The organism is Roseomonas fluvialis, assembly GCF_022846615.1.
Classification (GTDB): domain Bacteria; phylum Pseudomonadota; class Alphaproteobacteria; order Acetobacterales; family Acetobacteraceae; genus Neoroseomonas; species Neoroseomonas fluvialis.
The window spans coordinates 4,956,549-4,972,804 of sequence record NZ_AP025637.1; the positions used below are offsets into that span (position 1 = coordinate 4,956,549).

The following is a 16,256-nucleotide window of genomic DNA, read 5'->3' on the forward strand; positions in this document are numbered from 1 at the left end:
GCCACACAGCGCTTCAAATGACGCCTGGGGAGTGGCTGCCATCATGGCCAGGAAGGAAGAGTTCAGCGCCACCACGCGCGGCATCCGCGTGACGGTGCGTGCGTTCTACCTCGCGGACCAGTCGGAGCCTGAGAGCGGGCAATACGTCTGGGCCTATCGGGTCGAGATCGCGAATACCGGGCGTGAGACCGTCCAGCTCCTGCGCCGCACCTGGCGCATCACTGACGGGCTCGGCCGCACGCAGACCGTGCATGGCGCGGGCGTGATCGGGGAGACGCCGGTGCTCGAACCGGGCGGGCGCTTCGAATACACATCGGGCACGCCGCTCGGCACCGCCTCGGGCTTCATGCAGGGCGCGTATCACATGGTCGTCACCGACAGTGGCGAGGGCTTCGACGTGGACATCCCGGCCTTCAGCCTGGACAGCCCGCATCAGCCCTCGGGCCGGGTGCATTGACGCGACGCTTGCGCGTTCCCGCACCCACCCCATTTCGATGTCCGAGGAAGGCGCCGTGACGCGACGGCACGGAAATCTGTCCGACGCAGTGCGCCCTTGGAAAGAACCGCGACCCGTGAACATTCACCTGCCCACGACAGGGCCCGCCGACGACCAGGCCACCACGTTGCCGCGGCCCACGCAGGCGCAAGCCGAGGACGCGATCCGCACCCTGCTGCTCTGGGCCGGCGACGACCCGAACCGCGAAGGCCTGCTCGACACGCCCAAGCGTGTGGCCAAGGCCTACCGCGAATGGTTCTGCGGCTACGAGGAAGACCCGGTCGAACTGCTCGCCCGTTCGTTCGAGGAGGTCGAGGGCTATGACGAGATGGTCCTGCTGCGCGACATCCGCGTCGAGAGCATGTGCGAACACCACATGTGCCCGATCATCGGCAAGGCGCACATCGCCTACCTGCCGAACGGGCGCGTGGTCGGCATCAGCAAGCTCGCGCGCGTCGTGGAAGCCTTCGGCAAGCGCCTGCAGATCCAGGAGAAGCTGACCGCGCAGGTGGCCAATGTCATCAACGACGTCCTCAAGCCCAAGGGCGTGGCCGTGGTGTTTGAAGCCGTGCACCAGTGCATGACCACGCGCGGCGTGCACAAGACCGGCGTGTCGATGGTGACCAGCCGCATGCTGGGGGCCTTCCGCGACGATGCCTCCACGCGGCGGGAATTCCTGTCCATGATCCAGGGCAATCGCGGCCCCGGCGAAGGCTGACGCGGCAGCGCCACGCATTCCCCATCGGCGCGTTCCGGCGTAATCCGGAACGCGCATGAAGATCTGCGAAGTCACCAATGTCGATTTCTCGCTGCGGCACTTCCTGCTGCCGGTGATGCGCGGCGCGCGCGCGCGCGGGCACGAGGTGGTGGGCGTGAGCGCCGAAGGTCCGCTGCTCGACATCCCACGGGCCGAGGGCTTCCGCGTCGAAGCCTTGCCCATGGCGCGCAGCCTGAACCCGGCCGCCCAGGCGCGGGCCTTCCGCGCCCTGCTGGACCTGTTCCGGCGCGAACGCTTCGACCTGGTGCATGCGCACATGCCGATCAGCGGGCTGCTGGCGCGGGCCGCCGCGAAGGCCGCAGGCGTTTCGCGCATCGCCTACACCTGCCATGGATTCCTGTTCAACCAGCCTGGGCCATGGTGGCGCCGCACGCTGTCGCTGCGCCTTGAAAGGCTCGGCGGGCGCATCACCGATACCTTCCTGACGGTCAGCGAGGAGGAGGCGGCCGATGCGCGCCGCCTGCGCATCCACAGCCACGCCACTGCGGTGCTGAACGGGCGCGACCCGGCGCTGTTCCATCCCGACGCGGCGGCGCGCGCCGCGATCCGCGCCGAGTTCGGCGCGCGCGAGGATGACTGCGTCATCACATGCGTCTCCCGCCTGGTCCGCCACAAGGGCCATCCGGAGCTGCTGCGTGCGATGGAAGCCACGCCGGCGAATGCCGTGCTCTGGGTGGTGGGCGAACGCCTCGCCTCCGATCATGGCGAGGACCTCGACCCGCATTTCGCGCGTGCCGCCGCGGCGCTCGGGACGCGGGTGGTACGGCTGGGCTACCGGCACGACGTCGCGCGCATCCTCGCGGCATCGGACGTCTTCTGCCTGCCCTCGCATTTCGAGGGCCTGCCCATGAGCGTGATCGAGGCGATGATGACCGGCCTGCCCGTGGTCGCCACCGACATCCGCGGGCCGCGCGAACAGGTGGTGCACGACCAGACCGGCCTGCTGGTGCCGCCCATGCAGGTCGCGCCGCTCGCCGCCGCGCTGGCGCGCCTGGCGGCCGACCCGGCGCTGCGCGCGCGCATGGGGGCGGCGGGGCAGGCGCGCGCGCTCGATCGTTTCGACGAGGCGAAGGTGATCGGCCGGACGCTCGACCTCATGGGGCTGTAGAGCAGAACCACCCCGGATGGCGGCATCTGATCCGGCCCGGATGCCCCCGCCAGGGACGCCGACGTCAGCCAGGGCGGACGGACTCGGTTGTTGCGCGGTTCAGGCCGCGCGCAACCCCGCCAGCGTCGAGCCGAGCGCAGCGCGCAGCGCCGCGGCCTCACGGCGCAGCCGCTCCGACATGCGCTCGAGTTCGGCGACCTCCGCCCGGGTGCGCGCCATGCGTTCGGCAGCGGTGTCGACCGCATCGGAGGCCAGCTCCGTGCCGCGCGCCACGCCCGCGGTGCTGCCGGCAATCTCGCGCGTCGCCGCCCCCTGTTGCTCGACCGCGGCGGCGATCGCGGCGGCGACCTCGTTGACCTGCTGCACCACCTCGGCGATGCCCTGGATCGCATCGACCGCGCCCTGCGTCTCGTGCTGGATGGCGGCAACCTGCGCGCCGATCTCCTCGGTGGCGCGGGCGGTCTGGCCGGCCAACGCCTTCACCTCGCTCGCGACCACGGCGAAGCCCTTGCCGGATTCGCCCGCGCGCGCGGCCTCGATCGTGGCATTGAGCGCCAGAAGGTTGGTCTGGCCCGCGATCTCGCCGATCAGGCGCACCACGTCACCGATGCGCTGCGCGCCTTCGGACAGGCCGCGGACGATCCCGCCGGTCGCGTCGGCGCGTTCGGCGGCGGTGCGCGCCACGCTCGCGGCCGCCGCGACCTGGCGCGAGATCTCGGAGACCGAGGCCGCGAGCTGCTCGGCCCCGGCGGCGACCGCCTGCACGCCGCCGGAGGCCTCGGCCACGGCGGCGCGCGCGGATTGCGCGCCCGCCGCGCCTTCGCCCGCCGCCGTGGAAATGCGCTGCGCCGCGGCACCCAGCGTGACCGAGGCCGTCTCCACGTCGATCGCGATGCGGCCGATCTGCTGTTCGACCGTGACCGCAACACCCTCGCGCGCCTGCTGCGCGGCGCCGCGGGCGGCTTCCTCCTGTGCGAGGCGCTGCGCGGCCTCGGCCGCCTCGGCCGCGCGCGCCGCGCGGGCTTCGTTCAGCGCGGCGTCGGTGCGCAGCGCCGCAGCTTCGAGACGCCGGGTCATGAGAATCAGCGCCGAGGACTCCACGACAAGCACCGCCGCGTGCAGCACGACGCGGCCCAGGCTGCCCTCGGGCACGCCGAAGACCCAGGCGGGCGCCGCGAAGTTCAGCACCAGGTGGTGCAGCGCCACCACCGTCGCGCCGAGCAGGATGCTGCGCCAATCCACGAAGCCGGAGAGCAGCGCGAGGCTCGCGAAATAGGCCATGTGCAGGTCGATCGCGAGGGCCGGCGGCGCGAGCCAGACCTGCACCGAGACGCTGACCATCAGCCCCACCGCTATGGCGTGGCGCGCACCGGGCGCGCCCGCGCCGGCCCGCGCCGCGACGCTCGCGACCAGCGCCATGACCCCGACCATGGCGGCGCCAATGGCGGCATCCTCCGGGCTGCGACCCGCGATCAGCGCCGCGACCGGCGTCAGCAGCGCGAGCACCCACAGCAGGACCAGCAGGAAGCGCCCGGTACCGCGGCGCAGCAGTTCGAGATCCATCGGGACCAATCCTTATCGGGTGCCGGGCGCACAGGCGACGAGCGCGCGCGCGGCAAGGGCGAGCACGGCGCCTGACGCCCGGCGGAGCACGGCGGCGTCGCCGGCGGCGGAATCGGGTGTCGCGACCACCAGCCGGAAGGGTCCGGCCTCGGCGATGCGCTGCACGCGCCAGCCCTCCGCCGCGAAGGCAGCACCGGCCGGCGCGCCAGGCGGCAGCACCAACAGGATCGGCTGACCCGCACGCGGCCACATGGCCAGCACGAGAAGCATGAACGTGCTGGCGCCGATCTGCAGGAGGGCAACGCGCATCCGCGGACCATAGGCGCCGCATGGTTACGGCAGGGTTGATCGGCGCAGGGCAGGACACATCGCGGCGGGCGCGCGGCGGCCATGCGCCGGCCTGGCTTGGCCGCGCGCCGCGCCGCGTGCCACGCTGACGCGCTTTCCGACCTGTCGGTATCGGCTCCGCCCCGCTCACCCACCCGGGATCGGGACAGTGCCGTCGCGCCACGAGCGGGCCGGTGCCGTCTGATCGGGAAGCACGATTATGCGCCGAGGAAACGTCACCATGCAGGACAGCGCGGCCGCGCAGATCGATTCGCCTCGTGCCTGGCTGCGCCTGGTCGCCATCGTGCTGCTGTCCATGCTGGGCAGCGCGCCGATGTGGTCGGTGGTCGTGATGCTGCCGGCGGTGCAGGCGGAATTCGGCACGGCGCGCGCGGATGCTTCCCTGCCCTACACCATGACCATGGTCGGCTTCGTGTTCGGCGGCGTGCTGATGGGGCGCCTGGCGGACCGCTTCGGGGTCATGGTGCCGGTGCTGGTGGGCGCGGTGTCGCTGGGCGCGGGCGGCGTGGCGGCGGCACTGGCGCCGAGCGTGTTCTATTTCGGGCTGGCCTATGGCGTGCTGATGGGCTGCCTCGGGGCGGCGGCGGTGTTCGGGCCGCTGATCGCGGATGCATCCCTGTGGTTCGCGCGCCGGCGCGGCATCGCGCTCGCGCTCGCTGCCTCCGGCAATTACCTGGCGGGCACGGTCTGGCCGCCGCTGCTGCAATGGGGCGTGGAGACGATCGGCTGGCGGCATGCGCACCTGGCGATGGGCGCGGTGTGCATCGCGACCATGCTGCCGCTCGCGCTCGCGCTGCGCACCCGCCCGCCGCTGCCGCCGGCGTCGCCACCGCGGCCGGCCGGCGTGGCGGTGGTGCATCCGCTCGGGCTGCCGCCGAACCTGCTGCAGGCGATCCTCGGCGCGGCGGGGATCGCCTGCTGCGTCGCCATGGCCATGCCGCAGGTGCACATCGTCGCGTATTGCGTGGACCTGGGCTACGGCGCGCAGCGTGGCGCGCAGATGCTCTCGGTCATGCTGGCGGCGGGCATCGTCTCGCGCCTTTTGTTCGGCGCGGTGATGGACCGGATCGGCGGGCTGCGCACGCTGGTGCTGGGCTCCGCGCTGCAGGGTGTCGCGCTGTTCCTGTTCCTGCCGGCCGACGGCATGGTGGCGCTGTTTGCGGTCAGCGCGGTGTTCGGGCTGTTCCAGGGCGGGATCGTGCCGTCCTACGCGATGATCGTGCGCGAATACTTCCCCCCGGCGCAGGCGGGCACGCGCGTGGGCATAGCGCTGTCCTCCACGCTGGTCGGCATGGCGCTGGGCGGCTGGATGGCGGGGGCCATCTTCGACGCGACCGGGTCGTACCGCGCGGCGATGTGGAACGGCATTGCGTGGAACCTGGTGAACCTGTGCATCGCGCTGTGGCTGCTGCGGCGCGCCACGCGCTGGCAGCGCGGCGCCGGGCTGCGTCGGGTCGCGGCATAGGGCACGTCCCGGCGGGATCGAAGCATCCGGCCGGGCGAAGACGCTTGCCCACAGCGATCGGCTGTCGCGGAGAGGTCAGCCGGGCGGTTCAAGCCCCTTCGCGCGCAGCGCGCCCGGCGTGCAGGCGCGCGCCACCGCGGCCAGGACGCGCGGCCCGTCCGGCGCGCCGGCGAAAGCCGCGCCCGAGAATACCGCGATGGTCTGCGCACCCTCGGGCAGGGCGCCGACCACCTCGATGCCCGGCACCTCGAGCAATTCGCTGACCTGCTGGAAGGCGATGGCGGCCTCGCCGGTCAACAGCTTCTCCGCCGTGAAGCCCTGCGGGATCACGACGGCCTTGGCGTTCACGGCATCCGCGATGCCCAGGCGTTCGATGAGATCCGCGAAGAAAATGCCCGAGGCGCCGGCACGCGAGTAGCAGAGCGACGGCACGTCGATGAGCAGGCGGCGCAGCGCGGCCACGTTCGCGATGTCCGGATGCGGCGTGCCGGCCTTCACGGCGAGGCCCACGCGCGAATGCGCGAGCGCCCGCGCCGTGGAGCCATCCAACACGCATTCCGCAGACAGCGCCGCGATCGCCTCGGCCGTCAGCACCGCGGCATCCGCGCCCTCGCCCGCGCGGATGCGGGCCTCCAGCGCGCGGGTCGGTGCGAGTTCGACATCCAGCCGCGCGCCCAACGCGGCCTCGATCGCCGGCGCCGCCTCGCGCAGCAGGCCGGCGATGGCTAGGGTGGACATCAGGCGCGGCATGGCGGGCTCCGGGGCGCGGGACCGACGGCGGATGGCGACGGTCTCTGGCGGTGCAGTCTGGCCCCGGCGCGGCGCCGGCGCCACCGCCCGCAGCCCGCACTTGACGCTGCGCCCCGGTGCGCTGCACCTGGACATGCCGCCATTCTGGACGCTGCCATGACCCTGCGCTTCGACCACATCACCGCCCCACGCCCCGACCGGGACAGCCTGGCCGCGACGCATGCCGCGATCGATGCGCGCCTCGATGCCGGGGACCGGCCCGGCGCGCTCGCGCTGTGGGACAAGGCGCGGCGCGACTACGACACCTGGTCGTCGCTGGTGCACCTGCGCTTCGCGCAGAACACCGCCGATGCCGACGCCGTCGCCGCGCGCGAATACGCCGATGCGCTGGCGCCGGAGGCCGCGACGCACGAGACCGCGCTGAAGCGGCGCCTGCTGGCCGATGGCGATCGCGCCGGCCTGGAAGCGACCGCCGGCGCGCATGCGGTGGCACTTTGGGAAACCGACATCACCGCCTTCGACCCGGCCATCGCGGCGGATACCGAGGAGGAAAGCCGGCTTTGCGCCCGCTATACGGCGCTGCTGGCCAGCGCGAAGGTGGCACTGAAGGGCCATGAGCTGAACCTCTCGGGCATCGCCCCCTTCGCCGAGGACCCCGACCGCGCGACGCGCCACGAGGCCGAGGCCGCGCGCTGGGGTTTCTTCGCGCGCAACGGCGATGCGCTGGACGAGATCTACGACCAGCTCGTGCGCCTGCGCACGGGCATGGCGCGCAAGCTGGGCGACGCCACCTTCACGCCGCTGGCCTATCGGCGCATGCGGCGGCTCGACTACGGGCCAGCGGATGTGGCGCGGTATCGCGACGCCGTCGCGCGGCATGTCACGCCACTGGTCGCGCGCATCCTGGAAGCCCGCCGCGCCACCCATGGCTGGGACCGCCTGCGCTATTGGGACGAGGCGCTGATCGACCCCGCCGGCAACCCGAAGCCGGCTGGCGACCACGACACGCTGGTGATGGCCGCGCAGACCATGTTCGACCGCATGGACCCGCGGCTCGCGGGCTTCTACGCAATGATGCGCGAAGGCGGGTTCCTCGACCTGAAGAACCGCTCGGGCAAGGCGGGCGGCGGCTTCTGCACGTCGTTTCCCAGCGTCGGCGCGCCCTTCATCTTCGCCAACTTCAACGGCACGCACAACGACATCGGCGTCTTCACGCACGAGATGGGCCACGCCTTCCAGTGCTGGGAAAGCCGGCACCAGCCGGGCGTGGACTATCTGTGGCCGACCATGGAGGCGGCCGAGATCCACTCCATGGGCCTCGAATACCTCACGCATCCGCAGATGGGGCTGCTGGTGGGCGATGCGGCCGCCGACCGCTACCGCGCGATGCACCTGATCGGAGCACTGTCCTTCCTGCCCTACGGCGTCTGCGTCGATCACTTCCAGCACGAGGTCTACGCGAACCCGGATGCGACGCCGGCGGAACGCCACGCGATGTGGCAGCGGCTCGAACGCCACTACATGCCCTGGACCGACTATGGCGACCTCGCCTACCCGGCCAAGGGCGGGCGCTGGCAGGCGAAGCAGCACATCTACAACTCGCCCTTCTACTACATCGACTACACGCTGGCGCTATGCGTCGCGCTGCAGTTCTGGGTGTGGTCTCGGCGCGACGCGAAGGGTGCGCTCGATGCCTATGTGGCGCTGTGCGGGCGCGGCGGGTCGATGCCCTTCCAGGGGCTGGTGGCCTCGGCGGGGCTGGTCTCGCCCTTCGCCGAGGGCGCGCTGGAAGCGGCGGTGAACGAAGCGGCGTCGGTGCTCGGCGTGTGAGACCAGTGGCAGGCCCGGCCCGCGCGCAGGGTAGGCAGGGCGGCTGAGTGCGAAGCCCGGGTTTCTCACGGCCAGGCGGCGCAGGCCTCGAACCCGATCTCGCGCGCCTGGGCGTGCGCGCCCTCGACCCATTCCGCCACCAGCGGATGCGCCAGCACCGCATCGGCATAGGCCTGCGCATCGGGCGCCAGAGCCACGGAATAGGTGCGGAAGCGCGAGGCCATCGGCGCCCACATCGCATCCGCGAAACTGAACCGCGCCCCGAACAGGTACGGCCCGCCGGCCCCCCAGGCGGTGCGCGTGTCACGCCAGGATTGCTGCACGCGCGCGACCTGCGCCTCGACACCCGGACGGCCGAGAAGCTTGGCGTTGGACGGAATGCCGTTCGCGATCGGCCAGCGCTTCAGCAGGTTCATCGGCATGGCGGCGCGCAGTTCGGCGAAATGCGCGTGCATTTCGGCGGCCGACATCCGCGCAGCGGTGCGCGCGCGCAGGTCCCCCGGCCAGATGTCGCAGCCCGGCGCGCGTTCCCACAGGTATTCCGCGATCGCCAGCGTGTCGGTCACGGCGAAGCCGTCATCCACCAGCACCGGGATCAGCCCGGTGGGCGAGGCCTCGGCCAGGCGCGCCTTGCTGTCAGGGCGCGACAGGAACAGCGTCTCCGCCTCGAAGGGCAGGCCCGAGAGCTTGCAGGCCAGCCAGCCGCGCATGGTCCAGGTGGAGGACCACTTGCCCCCGATGATCAGCCGCATGCCGCGATGCCTCCCGCACGATGCGCGCAAGGATGGCGCGGCAGCCCCGCGCTGGCCAGCGCTTGACGGCACGTCGCGCGGGCCGAACCATCGCACGAACCACCCAGGATCTTCCGCATGCCAGCATCCGATGTCGCCACCCGCATCGCCGCCGCCGCCGAGGCCGGCGGGGACGCCTCGGTCGCCTTCCTGCGCGAGCTGATCCGCCTGCAGCAATCCGGCGAGGAAGCCGTGCAGGCGCGCATCGCCGAGGCCGCGGAGGCCGCCGGCTGCAGCGTGGAACGCCGCCGCTACAAGCCGGCCGAGGTGCAGCTGCGCGAGGAATTCGCCGCCGAGGCCGCCATGGCCGCCGAGGAGCGCGTGGCCGTGCTCGCCCGCCTGCCCGGCACCGGCGGCGGGCGCAGCGTGATCTTCTTCGCGCATCCGGATGGCGAGGCCTTCCAGCCCCAGCATGGCTGGACGCACGACCCCTTCGCCGGTGCGGTCGCGCAGGGGCGCATCCATGGCTGGGGCGTGGCGGACGACCTGGCCGGCGTGGCGACCATGGTGGAGGCCGTGCGCGTGCTGCAGGCGGCTGGGCTGCGCCCCAAGGGCGACGTGATCCTGGCGAGCACGCCATCGAAGCGCCATGCGCGCGGCGTGCATGCGCTGCTGCATGGCGGGGTCGCGGCGGATGCGGCGGTGTACCTTCACCCGGCCGAATCGGGCATCGGCATGCGGGAGGTGAAGGCGCTCGCCCCGGGCCAGCTGGTATTCCGCATCGTGCTGCGCGGCACCCAGCCACCCACGCAGGAACCCGGGCACACTGCCTTCGCACATCTCGCGGTGAACCCGATCGACCTGGTGCCACCGGTGGTCGCGGCCCTGCGCGCGCTCGATGCGCGCCGCGGCGCGCGAGTCCATCACCCGGTGCTCGATGCCGCCATCGGGCGGTCCACCAACCTGCTGATCGGCGATATCCGCGCGCTGGGCGATGGCCGTGCCTCACGCGTGCCGCCGGCCGTGCAGCTCTCCTGCGCGCTGGCCTTCCCGCCGGGCGAGAAGCTCGCCGACGTGCAGGCGGAGGTCGAGGCCGCGCTGAACGAGGCGGCCGCCGCCCACGCGACGCTTGCGGCGCATCCGCCCGAGGTCCAGTGGCTGTCGGGGGTGACGGGGGCCGAGGTCGGGCAGGACCACGCGCTGTGGCACGCGACCAGCGAAGCGGTGCGCCTGGGCACCGGCACCGCGCCGGAGATCAACCCGCTGCACACATCCTCGGACATCCGCAACCCGATGGTGCAGTCGGGTATACCCTGCGTCGGGCTTGGGCCGCTCTGCGGCGACCTCACGCAGAATGGCGGCCGCGACGAATGGGTGGATGTCGCGGACTACCGGCGCGGCGTGGCGGTGATCGCCGCGCTGATCGGGCTGTGGTGCGGGGCGGAGGAAGGATAGCCCCCGCCCCGCCCGCGCCGCGCCGTCAGATCAGTTCGATCGCCACCGGGGTCAGCCGCGTCACGTCGATCAGCGTGATCGACCCACCATCGTCGAGCGTGAGCAGCAGGTCGTCCCGGCCGTCCGCGTCGGCATCGAACACCGTGCGGGCCGTGACGGCCAGGCCGTCGAGGACGATGCGGTCGGACGGCACGAAGTCGGTGATCGTGTCGGCACCGCTGCCGGGTCCGAAGTAGAAGCGGTCGGGCCCGACACCACCGGAGAGCAGGTCATCGCCCTCCCCACCGGTGATGGTATCGCGCGACAGGCCACCCGATATCGTGTCGTTGCCAGCGCCGCCCGAGAGGACGTCGAAGCCGATGTCGCCCTCGATCAGGTCGTCGTCGTCGCCACCATCGATGGTGTCCTCGCGCCGGCCACCACGCAGGGTGTCGTCGCCGGCGCCGCCGAAGATTTCGTCGACGCCATCCTCCCCCTCGATGAGGTCATCGCCCGCATCGCCCAGCAGCCGGTCATCGTTGGCGCCACCCCGGATGGTGTCGCGGCCGTCTCCGCCGTTGATGGTGTCGAAGCCCGCATCGCCGCGGATGCTGTCGGCACCGCCGCCGCCGTCGATGCTGTCCTGCCCGCTGCCGGCGATGATCGTGTCATTGCCGGCACCCGCCAGCACGGTATCGGAGGTGTTGCGACCGGTGATGCGGTCATCACCCACGGTGCCATCCAGCAGACCGCCGCCGACCAGCACGATGCCGTCCAGCACCGTATCCTCGCTCCGCACATTCAGGTCCTGGATGCGGGTGTCGCCCGATACCGCCGTGTCCGCTTCGTCGAAGGCGGCGCCCGGTGTGGCGTGGAACTCCTGCAGGAAGTCCTTCAGCGCCTGCTGTTCGCCGAGCGCGCCGGCCGGCGCGACGGATATGTCGGTCGTCTCGTCCAGCACGGGGCCGAGCGTGCCGTCCTCCAGCAGGTAGCGGAAATTCTCGGCATTCGCCTTGACCGGGTAGCCGTCGCCGCCCTGCGCCAGGAAGTTCAGCGTCACCACGCTGATCAGCGCCGGCGCATCGGCGCTGACCATGCCGTTCTCGATGATGCGCGCGACGATGTCGCCGTTCGCGTCGATGGCGGCCACGTTCAGCACGCGCGACCCGGCCGGCAGGTCAGGATCGTAGGAGATGGACAGCCCGCCCAGCTGCGGGAAGCGCCCCTGGTTGCCGAGGCTGGCGAAGCCGTGCTCCAGGATCGCCTTCAGCCCGGCCGCCGTGGTGTCGAACACCACCAGGCGGTTGTTGAACCGCAGCGAATTCTCGATGTCGAGCGTCGAGATGCCGCCCTCCGGCTTGCCGGCATCGGGGTTGGCGATCGGCGGATCCTTCTCGCCGGTCACCACGTCCACCGCACCGATCGCGGTGCGGATGCCGCCACCGTTCTTCAGCGAGACCACCAGCGCGCCGCTACCCAGCGCCTGCTGGGCGGCGAACAGGTTGGCATCGGCCGTCAGGTTGCCGAGGTTGGTCTCCTGGTTGCGCACCTGGTTGCGCTCGCCTTCGAGGTAGACCTCGGTGAAGCCCCAGATCTCGCCGTCCTTGGCGGCGATGACGGCCTGCACGGCGTCGGTGATCTCCTGCACCTCGGCACCCTTGGTGCCCTCGGCGAAGGCAGTGGTGTCGAGGTCGGCCTCATCGACGCCCCAGGCCTCGGCCACGTTCTCGCGCGTCGCGGCATAGGCGCCGTTGATCGCGGGGTCGAGGCTGTCGGTGATGATGCGGCCCTGGTCGTCAAACTCCACCACCAGGCGACCCAGGTAGGTGAATTCATTGTCGGTGTTGACGATCAGCGTGGTGCCGCCATCCGCGCCGGTGGTCAGGATCGGGTAGGTATTGGCGAAGTCGGCAGCATGGCCGGGGAAGGCCACCGCCTCGTCGGTCTCGTCGCCCAGGCGGGTGTTCGACCCGGCGGCGAGGATGATGTCCACGCCTTCCAGCAACGGCGCCAGCGCCTGTTCGAACGCGATCTGCTGGAGGTGCGACATCAGGATGATCTTGTCGACGCCCTGAGTGCGCAGGTCGTCGATCACCGGCTGCAGCAACGCCGCCAGCTGCGCCATGTCGTTGGTCTCGGAGCCGTCGCCAGCGAAGCCCTTCACCTCGACCCCACCGGTCGAGGAAATGGCTTCGAGGATCTGCGTGGTAACGCCGACCAGGCCGATCTTCTCACCGCCCTTGTCGACCACGGCGGAGGGCACGATGCGCCCGCGCAGCGCGGTGGCGTCCTCGAGCCCGCCCACGCCCACCGTCTCGGTGTAGCGGCCGCGGATGTCGGCATCACCCGAGAAATCGAGGTTGGCCGTGAGATAGGGGAAGGCAGCATCGGCCACGGCATCCGAGAAGGCGCGCGTGCCGAAGTCGAATTCATGGTTGCCGACGGTCGAGGCCTCGACGCCGATGCGGTTGTGGATCTCGATATCCGCCGCACCGGGATTGTCACCGCGCGTATGCGTCGCGGCGACCGAGGGATCGGTGCCGGCCGCGAAGAACGGGCTCGGGATGTAGTTGTCGCCGCCCGCCAGGATCAGCGTGTTCCCGTAATCGTCATCGAAGGCATCGACCAGCGCCGCGAGCAGCGGCGCGGTGGTGGAGGCCAGCAGCCCCGCCTCGGCATCCGAGAAGTGCAGGAGCTGCAGCTTGAAGGTGGCGTTCAGCTCATAGGCAGTTGTGGTCGCGCTGTCCTCGTTCGGCACCACCAGCAGCGGGACGCCGCCAGGTGCGTCCTCGGCCGGGATGAAGGTGATGACTTCCGGCGCGTCGTCGCCCGGCGTGGTGAAGAAGCCGGCGAAGGTGAAGTCGGCCGGGCCGTCCATGCGGAAGGCGGCCACGCCATCGGCACGCTCGAGCGCCACGAACACGAAGGTGTCGGCGCCGACCTGGCCGATCGTGATGCTCTCGGGCTCGACACCCTTGTTGTCGTCGCGGTTCTCGTCGTAGCTGCCGGGGAACTGCGTGGCGATGATCTCGTCCAGCAGGTTGCCGCTGTCGAAGACCAGCTCGCCCTCGGTGTTCCACACGCTGAAGGACCGGCCGCCGAAGACGTAGAGCTGGTCGAAGTCACCGTCCCCGTCGGTGTCGCCGAGCGCGTTGGTGACCGTCAGACGGCCGATCGAATCGACGACATCGGCGCGGCCGTTCCCGTCCAGGTCGGGGAAGGCGATCGGGTCGAGGGTCAGCTGCGAGATGCGCGCTTCCTCGTTGAAGCCCGGCCAGTCGGTGCGGCTGTCGCCCTCATTCGCCGTGATCAGGTACGTGGTGCCGCCGACATCAACCGCCGTGATGCCGTCGGCCTGGTACATCCCGAAGACATTGTCGAAGGTGGCGGGCGCGAAGACGTTGTCCTGGTCGTTGGCGGAGATCTCGTTGCCGGCCAGCCCGTGGTCCTTGAAGCCGAGCGGGATGATGTCGGTGAAAGTCGCGGTGGCGAGGTCGAGCACCGCGATGGCGTTCGCCTCCTGCAAGGTCACATACGCCTTGGTCGGGTCATTCGGATCGACCGTGACGTATTCGGGTTCGAGGTCCTGCGCGACGCTCGCACCCGGCCCGAAGATGCGCACGCCGGCGGCGCGCAGCGCGGCCTCCTGCCCGTTGAAGGCGCTGAAGTCCGCGGTTTGCACGGTGCCGGCCACGAGGTCGATGATGCTGACGGACCCGAGCGGATCGACGCTGCCAACCAGCCCGTAGGAATTCGGCTCCCCCTCATTGGCCGTCAGCAGCTTGGTGCCGTCCGGCGTGAAGCCGATCTGGTCGGGCTGGGCGCCGACGGTCACGAAGGGCAGGCCACCGAATGTCCGTGGCACGACCGTCACGTCGTCACCCACGCGCACCACATCGGCCACCACCACCACGCCCGGGTCCGTCTTGGGGTCGGACTGCAACGCCAGCGCGACCACGCCATCCCTTGCCGCGACGGAGTTGATGGCGCCGAAGGCACTGGTATCCAGGCTACCCAGGATGACGCCCGTCGCCGCATCCACGGCATCGACACCATTCGGGCCGATCACGAAGATCAGGCCGGTCTCCGCGTCGTAGGCCGCGACCTCCGCATCCAGCGCGGCGGACCCGTTCGCTGCAATATGGGCGAGGGTAAAGGACGTGGTGGCGCTGAGCTGCGTGCCCGACATGACGTTCTCCGGCAGGGGTTCGATTGCCTGCCGGATAGGACGGGGCCAGACCGGCCTCCCTCACGGGCCGGTGACGGAAGCGTTAAAGATTTATTGAGATTCGATCGTACGGCGGTTCCACGGCATCAGCGCCAGGATGTTCGCCATGCCGCAGAAGCCCGACACGCCCGCGAACACCAGGCCGGCCCCGACAAAGCCCGCGATCCCGTAGAATCCCGGGGCCACCAGCGCGCCCATCAGCACGCCGGCCAGCACCAGGGACCCGGCGGCAATCTGCACCTGGCGCATCAGCGGCAGTGGTGCGCGGCGGTCCTCGGCCACCGCCACGCCGGCGCGGCGCAGCGCGTCGATGCCGCCCTCGACGATGAAGGCGCCGCCATCGCCGGCATGGGCGGCCAGGCGCGCCGCGGCCTGCGCCGTGCGCGCGCCCGACGCACAGTGGAAGATCACCGGCCGGCCATCACCGACCACAAGCGCCGCATCTTGCGGCCGCGAGAGCGGCAGATGCGCAGACCCGGGCACATGGCTGCGCGCACGCTCATCGGCTTCGCGCACATCCACGAGCAGCGCGCCACCGTCGCGCAGCATGGCGCAGGCACGGGCAGCGGAGATGGTCGGCAGGGTCATGGCACGGACGGGCTCCGGCCGCGCCGGTGGGGATGGCGGTATGCCGACCACACCAGCGGGCCACATCCTATCTATTCGGAATTGCGCATGGATATGTCAAGCGGTGCGCGTGCGCCACGGGATCATGCGCCCCGCCACACCGTCCCGCCGCACGAAGGCGTGCCAGAGCACGGCGACGACATGTAGGGCGACGGCGCCGAGCATCACATTGGCCAGCACCTCGTGCGCCCCCTTCACGGTGCCGCGCAGGCCCGTGGCGACAAGGGCGTTCGGCAGCGTCGCCAGCCCGGCGAGGTCGAAGGGTGCGCGCCCTGTCAGCGCCGTCAGCAGGCCTGTCAGCGGCAGCAGGATCATCAAGGCATAAAGCAACAGATGCGCCGCCGCACCCAGGCGCTGTTCCCACATCGGCGCGCGGGGTGCGGCGCGAGGGGCGGCGCCAAGCAGTCGCGCGAGCAGGCGCGGCAGCAGCAGCGCGAGCACCGCCAGGCCCATCAGCGCGTGCACGCCGAAGACCATCGTCCGCGACGGGCCACGGGCGAGGGCCTCGGCCAGTTGCGCGCCGCCCCAGGCGAGTGCGATGGCGAGTGCCATGGTCCAGTGCAGGAGGATCGAGGGGATCGAATAGCGGGCCGGTGTCATCGGGTGTGTCCCTTGCGCATCGATGCGCCGCACACACCATCCGCGAGTCCGCACGGCCTGTCGTTGACGTCGCGCAAGCCACGGAGAAGATGGGCCGGGGGCCGATGCGGCCCCCGACCCGCAGCCTCAATGCGCCGGGCGGCCCCGATCCCCGCAGGCCCAGCCATGCGCATGCACCAGGCCGTCATCGTGGTCGTCGCGGGGCTTGATCACAACCCGCGGCTGGGGGCGGCGGTGCGGTTCGGTGGCCCAGCGATGGGAATGCACCAGGCCGTCGTCGTGGCGGTCGTTGCTCATG

General features: G+C 71.1%; 14 protein-coding genes. 6 read left to right on the forward strand and 8 right to left on the reverse strand.

Annotated elements, in window-relative coordinates:
- Positions 1 to 43 precede the first annotated feature (43 nt).
- The 3 genes from apaG (at position 44) to MWM08_RS23800 (ending at position 2,382) form a co-directional block, all read left to right on the forward strand.
- A complete protein-coding gene (gene apaG, locus MWM08_RS23790) occupies positions 44 to 457 on the forward strand; it encodes a Co2+/Mg2+ efflux protein ApaG (protein WP_244408998.1) in 414 nt (137 codons plus the stop codon).
- A 115-nt stretch (positions 458 to 572) separates the two neighbouring features.
- Complete coding sequence (gene folE / locus MWM08_RS23795; RefSeq protein ID WP_244408999.1) at positions 573 to 1,214, forward strand: GTP cyclohydrolase I FolE; 642 nt, start codon at positions 573 to 575, stop codon at positions 1,212 to 1,214.
- A 55-nt stretch (positions 1,215 to 1,269) separates the two neighbouring features.
- The gene (locus tag MWM08_RS23800; protein ID WP_244409000.1) at positions 1,270 to 2,382 is read left to right on the forward strand and encodes a glycosyltransferase family 4 protein; all 1,113 of its coding nucleotides are present in this window, start codon (positions 1,270 to 1,272) and stop codon (positions 2,380 to 2,382) included.
- A 99-nt stretch (positions 2,383 to 2,481) separates the two neighbouring features.
- Here the strand turns inward: MWM08_RS23800 and MWM08_RS23805 are convergent, their stop codons facing one another.
- Together MWM08_RS23805 and MWM08_RS23810 are read right to left on the reverse strand one after the other, a co-directional pair.
- Positions 2,482 to 3,945 (reverse strand): methyl-accepting chemotaxis protein, encoded by a 1,464-nt coding sequence (locus tag MWM08_RS23805; RefSeq protein ID WP_244409001.1) that lies wholly within the window; start codon positions 3,943 to 3,945, stop codon positions 2,482 to 2,484.
- Between the two features lie 12 nt (positions 3,946 to 3,957).
- Entirely contained in the window at positions 3,958 to 4,254 is a 297-nt protein-coding gene (locus MWM08_RS23810) for a hypothetical protein (protein ID WP_244409002.1), read from the reverse strand.
- Positions 4,255 to 4,513: 259 nt separating this feature from the next.
- On the opposite strand from MWM08_RS23810, the gene MWM08_RS23815 reads away from it, so the two are divergent.
- Positions 4,514 to 5,758, forward strand: a complete 1,245-nt coding sequence (locus MWM08_RS23815) for an MFS transporter (RefSeq protein ID WP_244409003.1) — start codon at positions 4,514 to 4,516, stop codon at positions 5,756 to 5,758.
- Between the two features lie 75 nt (positions 5,759 to 5,833).
- Here MWM08_RS23815 and MWM08_RS23820 read toward each other — a convergent pair whose 3' ends face one another.
- Positions 5,834 to 6,496, reverse strand: a complete 663-nt coding sequence (locus tag MWM08_RS23820; protein ID WP_244409004.1) for a substrate-binding domain-containing protein — start codon at positions 6,494 to 6,496, stop codon at positions 5,834 to 5,836.
- A 168-nt stretch (positions 6,497 to 6,664) separates the two neighbouring features.
- Here MWM08_RS23820 and MWM08_RS23825 point away from each other — a divergent pair, with 168 nt between their 5' ends.
- Positions 6,665 to 8,338: a M3 family oligoendopeptidase gene (locus MWM08_RS23825; RefSeq protein ID WP_244409005.1), complete on the forward strand. Its 1,674-nt coding sequence runs from the start codon at positions 6,665 to 6,667 to the stop codon at positions 8,336 to 8,338.
- Between the two features lie 65 nt (positions 8,339 to 8,403).
- Here the strand turns inward: MWM08_RS23825 and MWM08_RS23830 are convergent, their stop codons facing one another.
- Positions 8,404 to 9,090: a glutathione S-transferase gene (locus tag MWM08_RS23830; RefSeq protein ID WP_244409006.1), complete on the reverse strand. Its 687-nt coding sequence runs from the start codon at positions 9,088 to 9,090 to the stop codon at positions 8,404 to 8,406.
- 117 nt (positions 9,091 to 9,207) lie between these two features.
- Between MWM08_RS23830 and MWM08_RS23835 the strand changes: the two genes are divergently transcribed.
- Positions 9,208 to 10,524 carry a M20 family metallopeptidase gene (locus tag MWM08_RS23835; RefSeq protein ID WP_244409007.1) on the forward strand — a complete coding sequence of 439 codons (1,317 nt, stop codon included), beginning with the start codon at positions 9,208 to 9,210 and terminating at the stop codon, positions 10,522 to 10,524.
- 25 nt (positions 10,525 to 10,549) lie between these two features.
- Here MWM08_RS23835 and MWM08_RS23840 read toward each other — a convergent pair whose 3' ends face one another.
- The 4 genes from MWM08_RS23840 to MWM08_RS23855 all read right to left on the reverse strand — a co-directional run bounded on the left by MWM08_RS23840 (position 10,550) and on the right by MWM08_RS23855 (position 16,255).
- Complete coding sequence (locus MWM08_RS23840; RefSeq protein WP_244409008.1) at positions 10,550 to 14,692, reverse strand: choice-of-anchor I family protein; 4,143 nt, start codon at positions 14,690 to 14,692, stop codon at positions 10,550 to 10,552.
- 90 nt (positions 14,693 to 14,782) lie between these two features.
- Positions 14,783 to 15,319 (reverse strand): rhodanese-like domain-containing protein, encoded by a 537-nt coding sequence (locus tag MWM08_RS23845; RefSeq protein WP_244409009.1) that lies wholly within the window; start codon positions 15,317 to 15,319, stop codon positions 14,783 to 14,785.
- A gap of 96 nt (positions 15,320 to 15,415) precedes the next feature.
- Positions 15,416 to 15,958: a cytochrome b gene (locus MWM08_RS23850; protein ID WP_244409010.1), complete on the reverse strand. Its 543-nt coding sequence runs from the start codon at positions 15,956 to 15,958 to the stop codon at positions 15,416 to 15,418.
- A 126-nt stretch (positions 15,959 to 16,084) separates the two neighbouring features.
- On the reverse strand, positions 16,085 to 16,255 hold the full coding sequence (locus MWM08_RS23855; protein ID WP_244409011.1) for a hypothetical protein: 171 nt from the start codon (positions 16,253 to 16,255) through the stop codon (positions 16,085 to 16,087).
- Position 16,256: the final 1 nt, after the last annotated feature.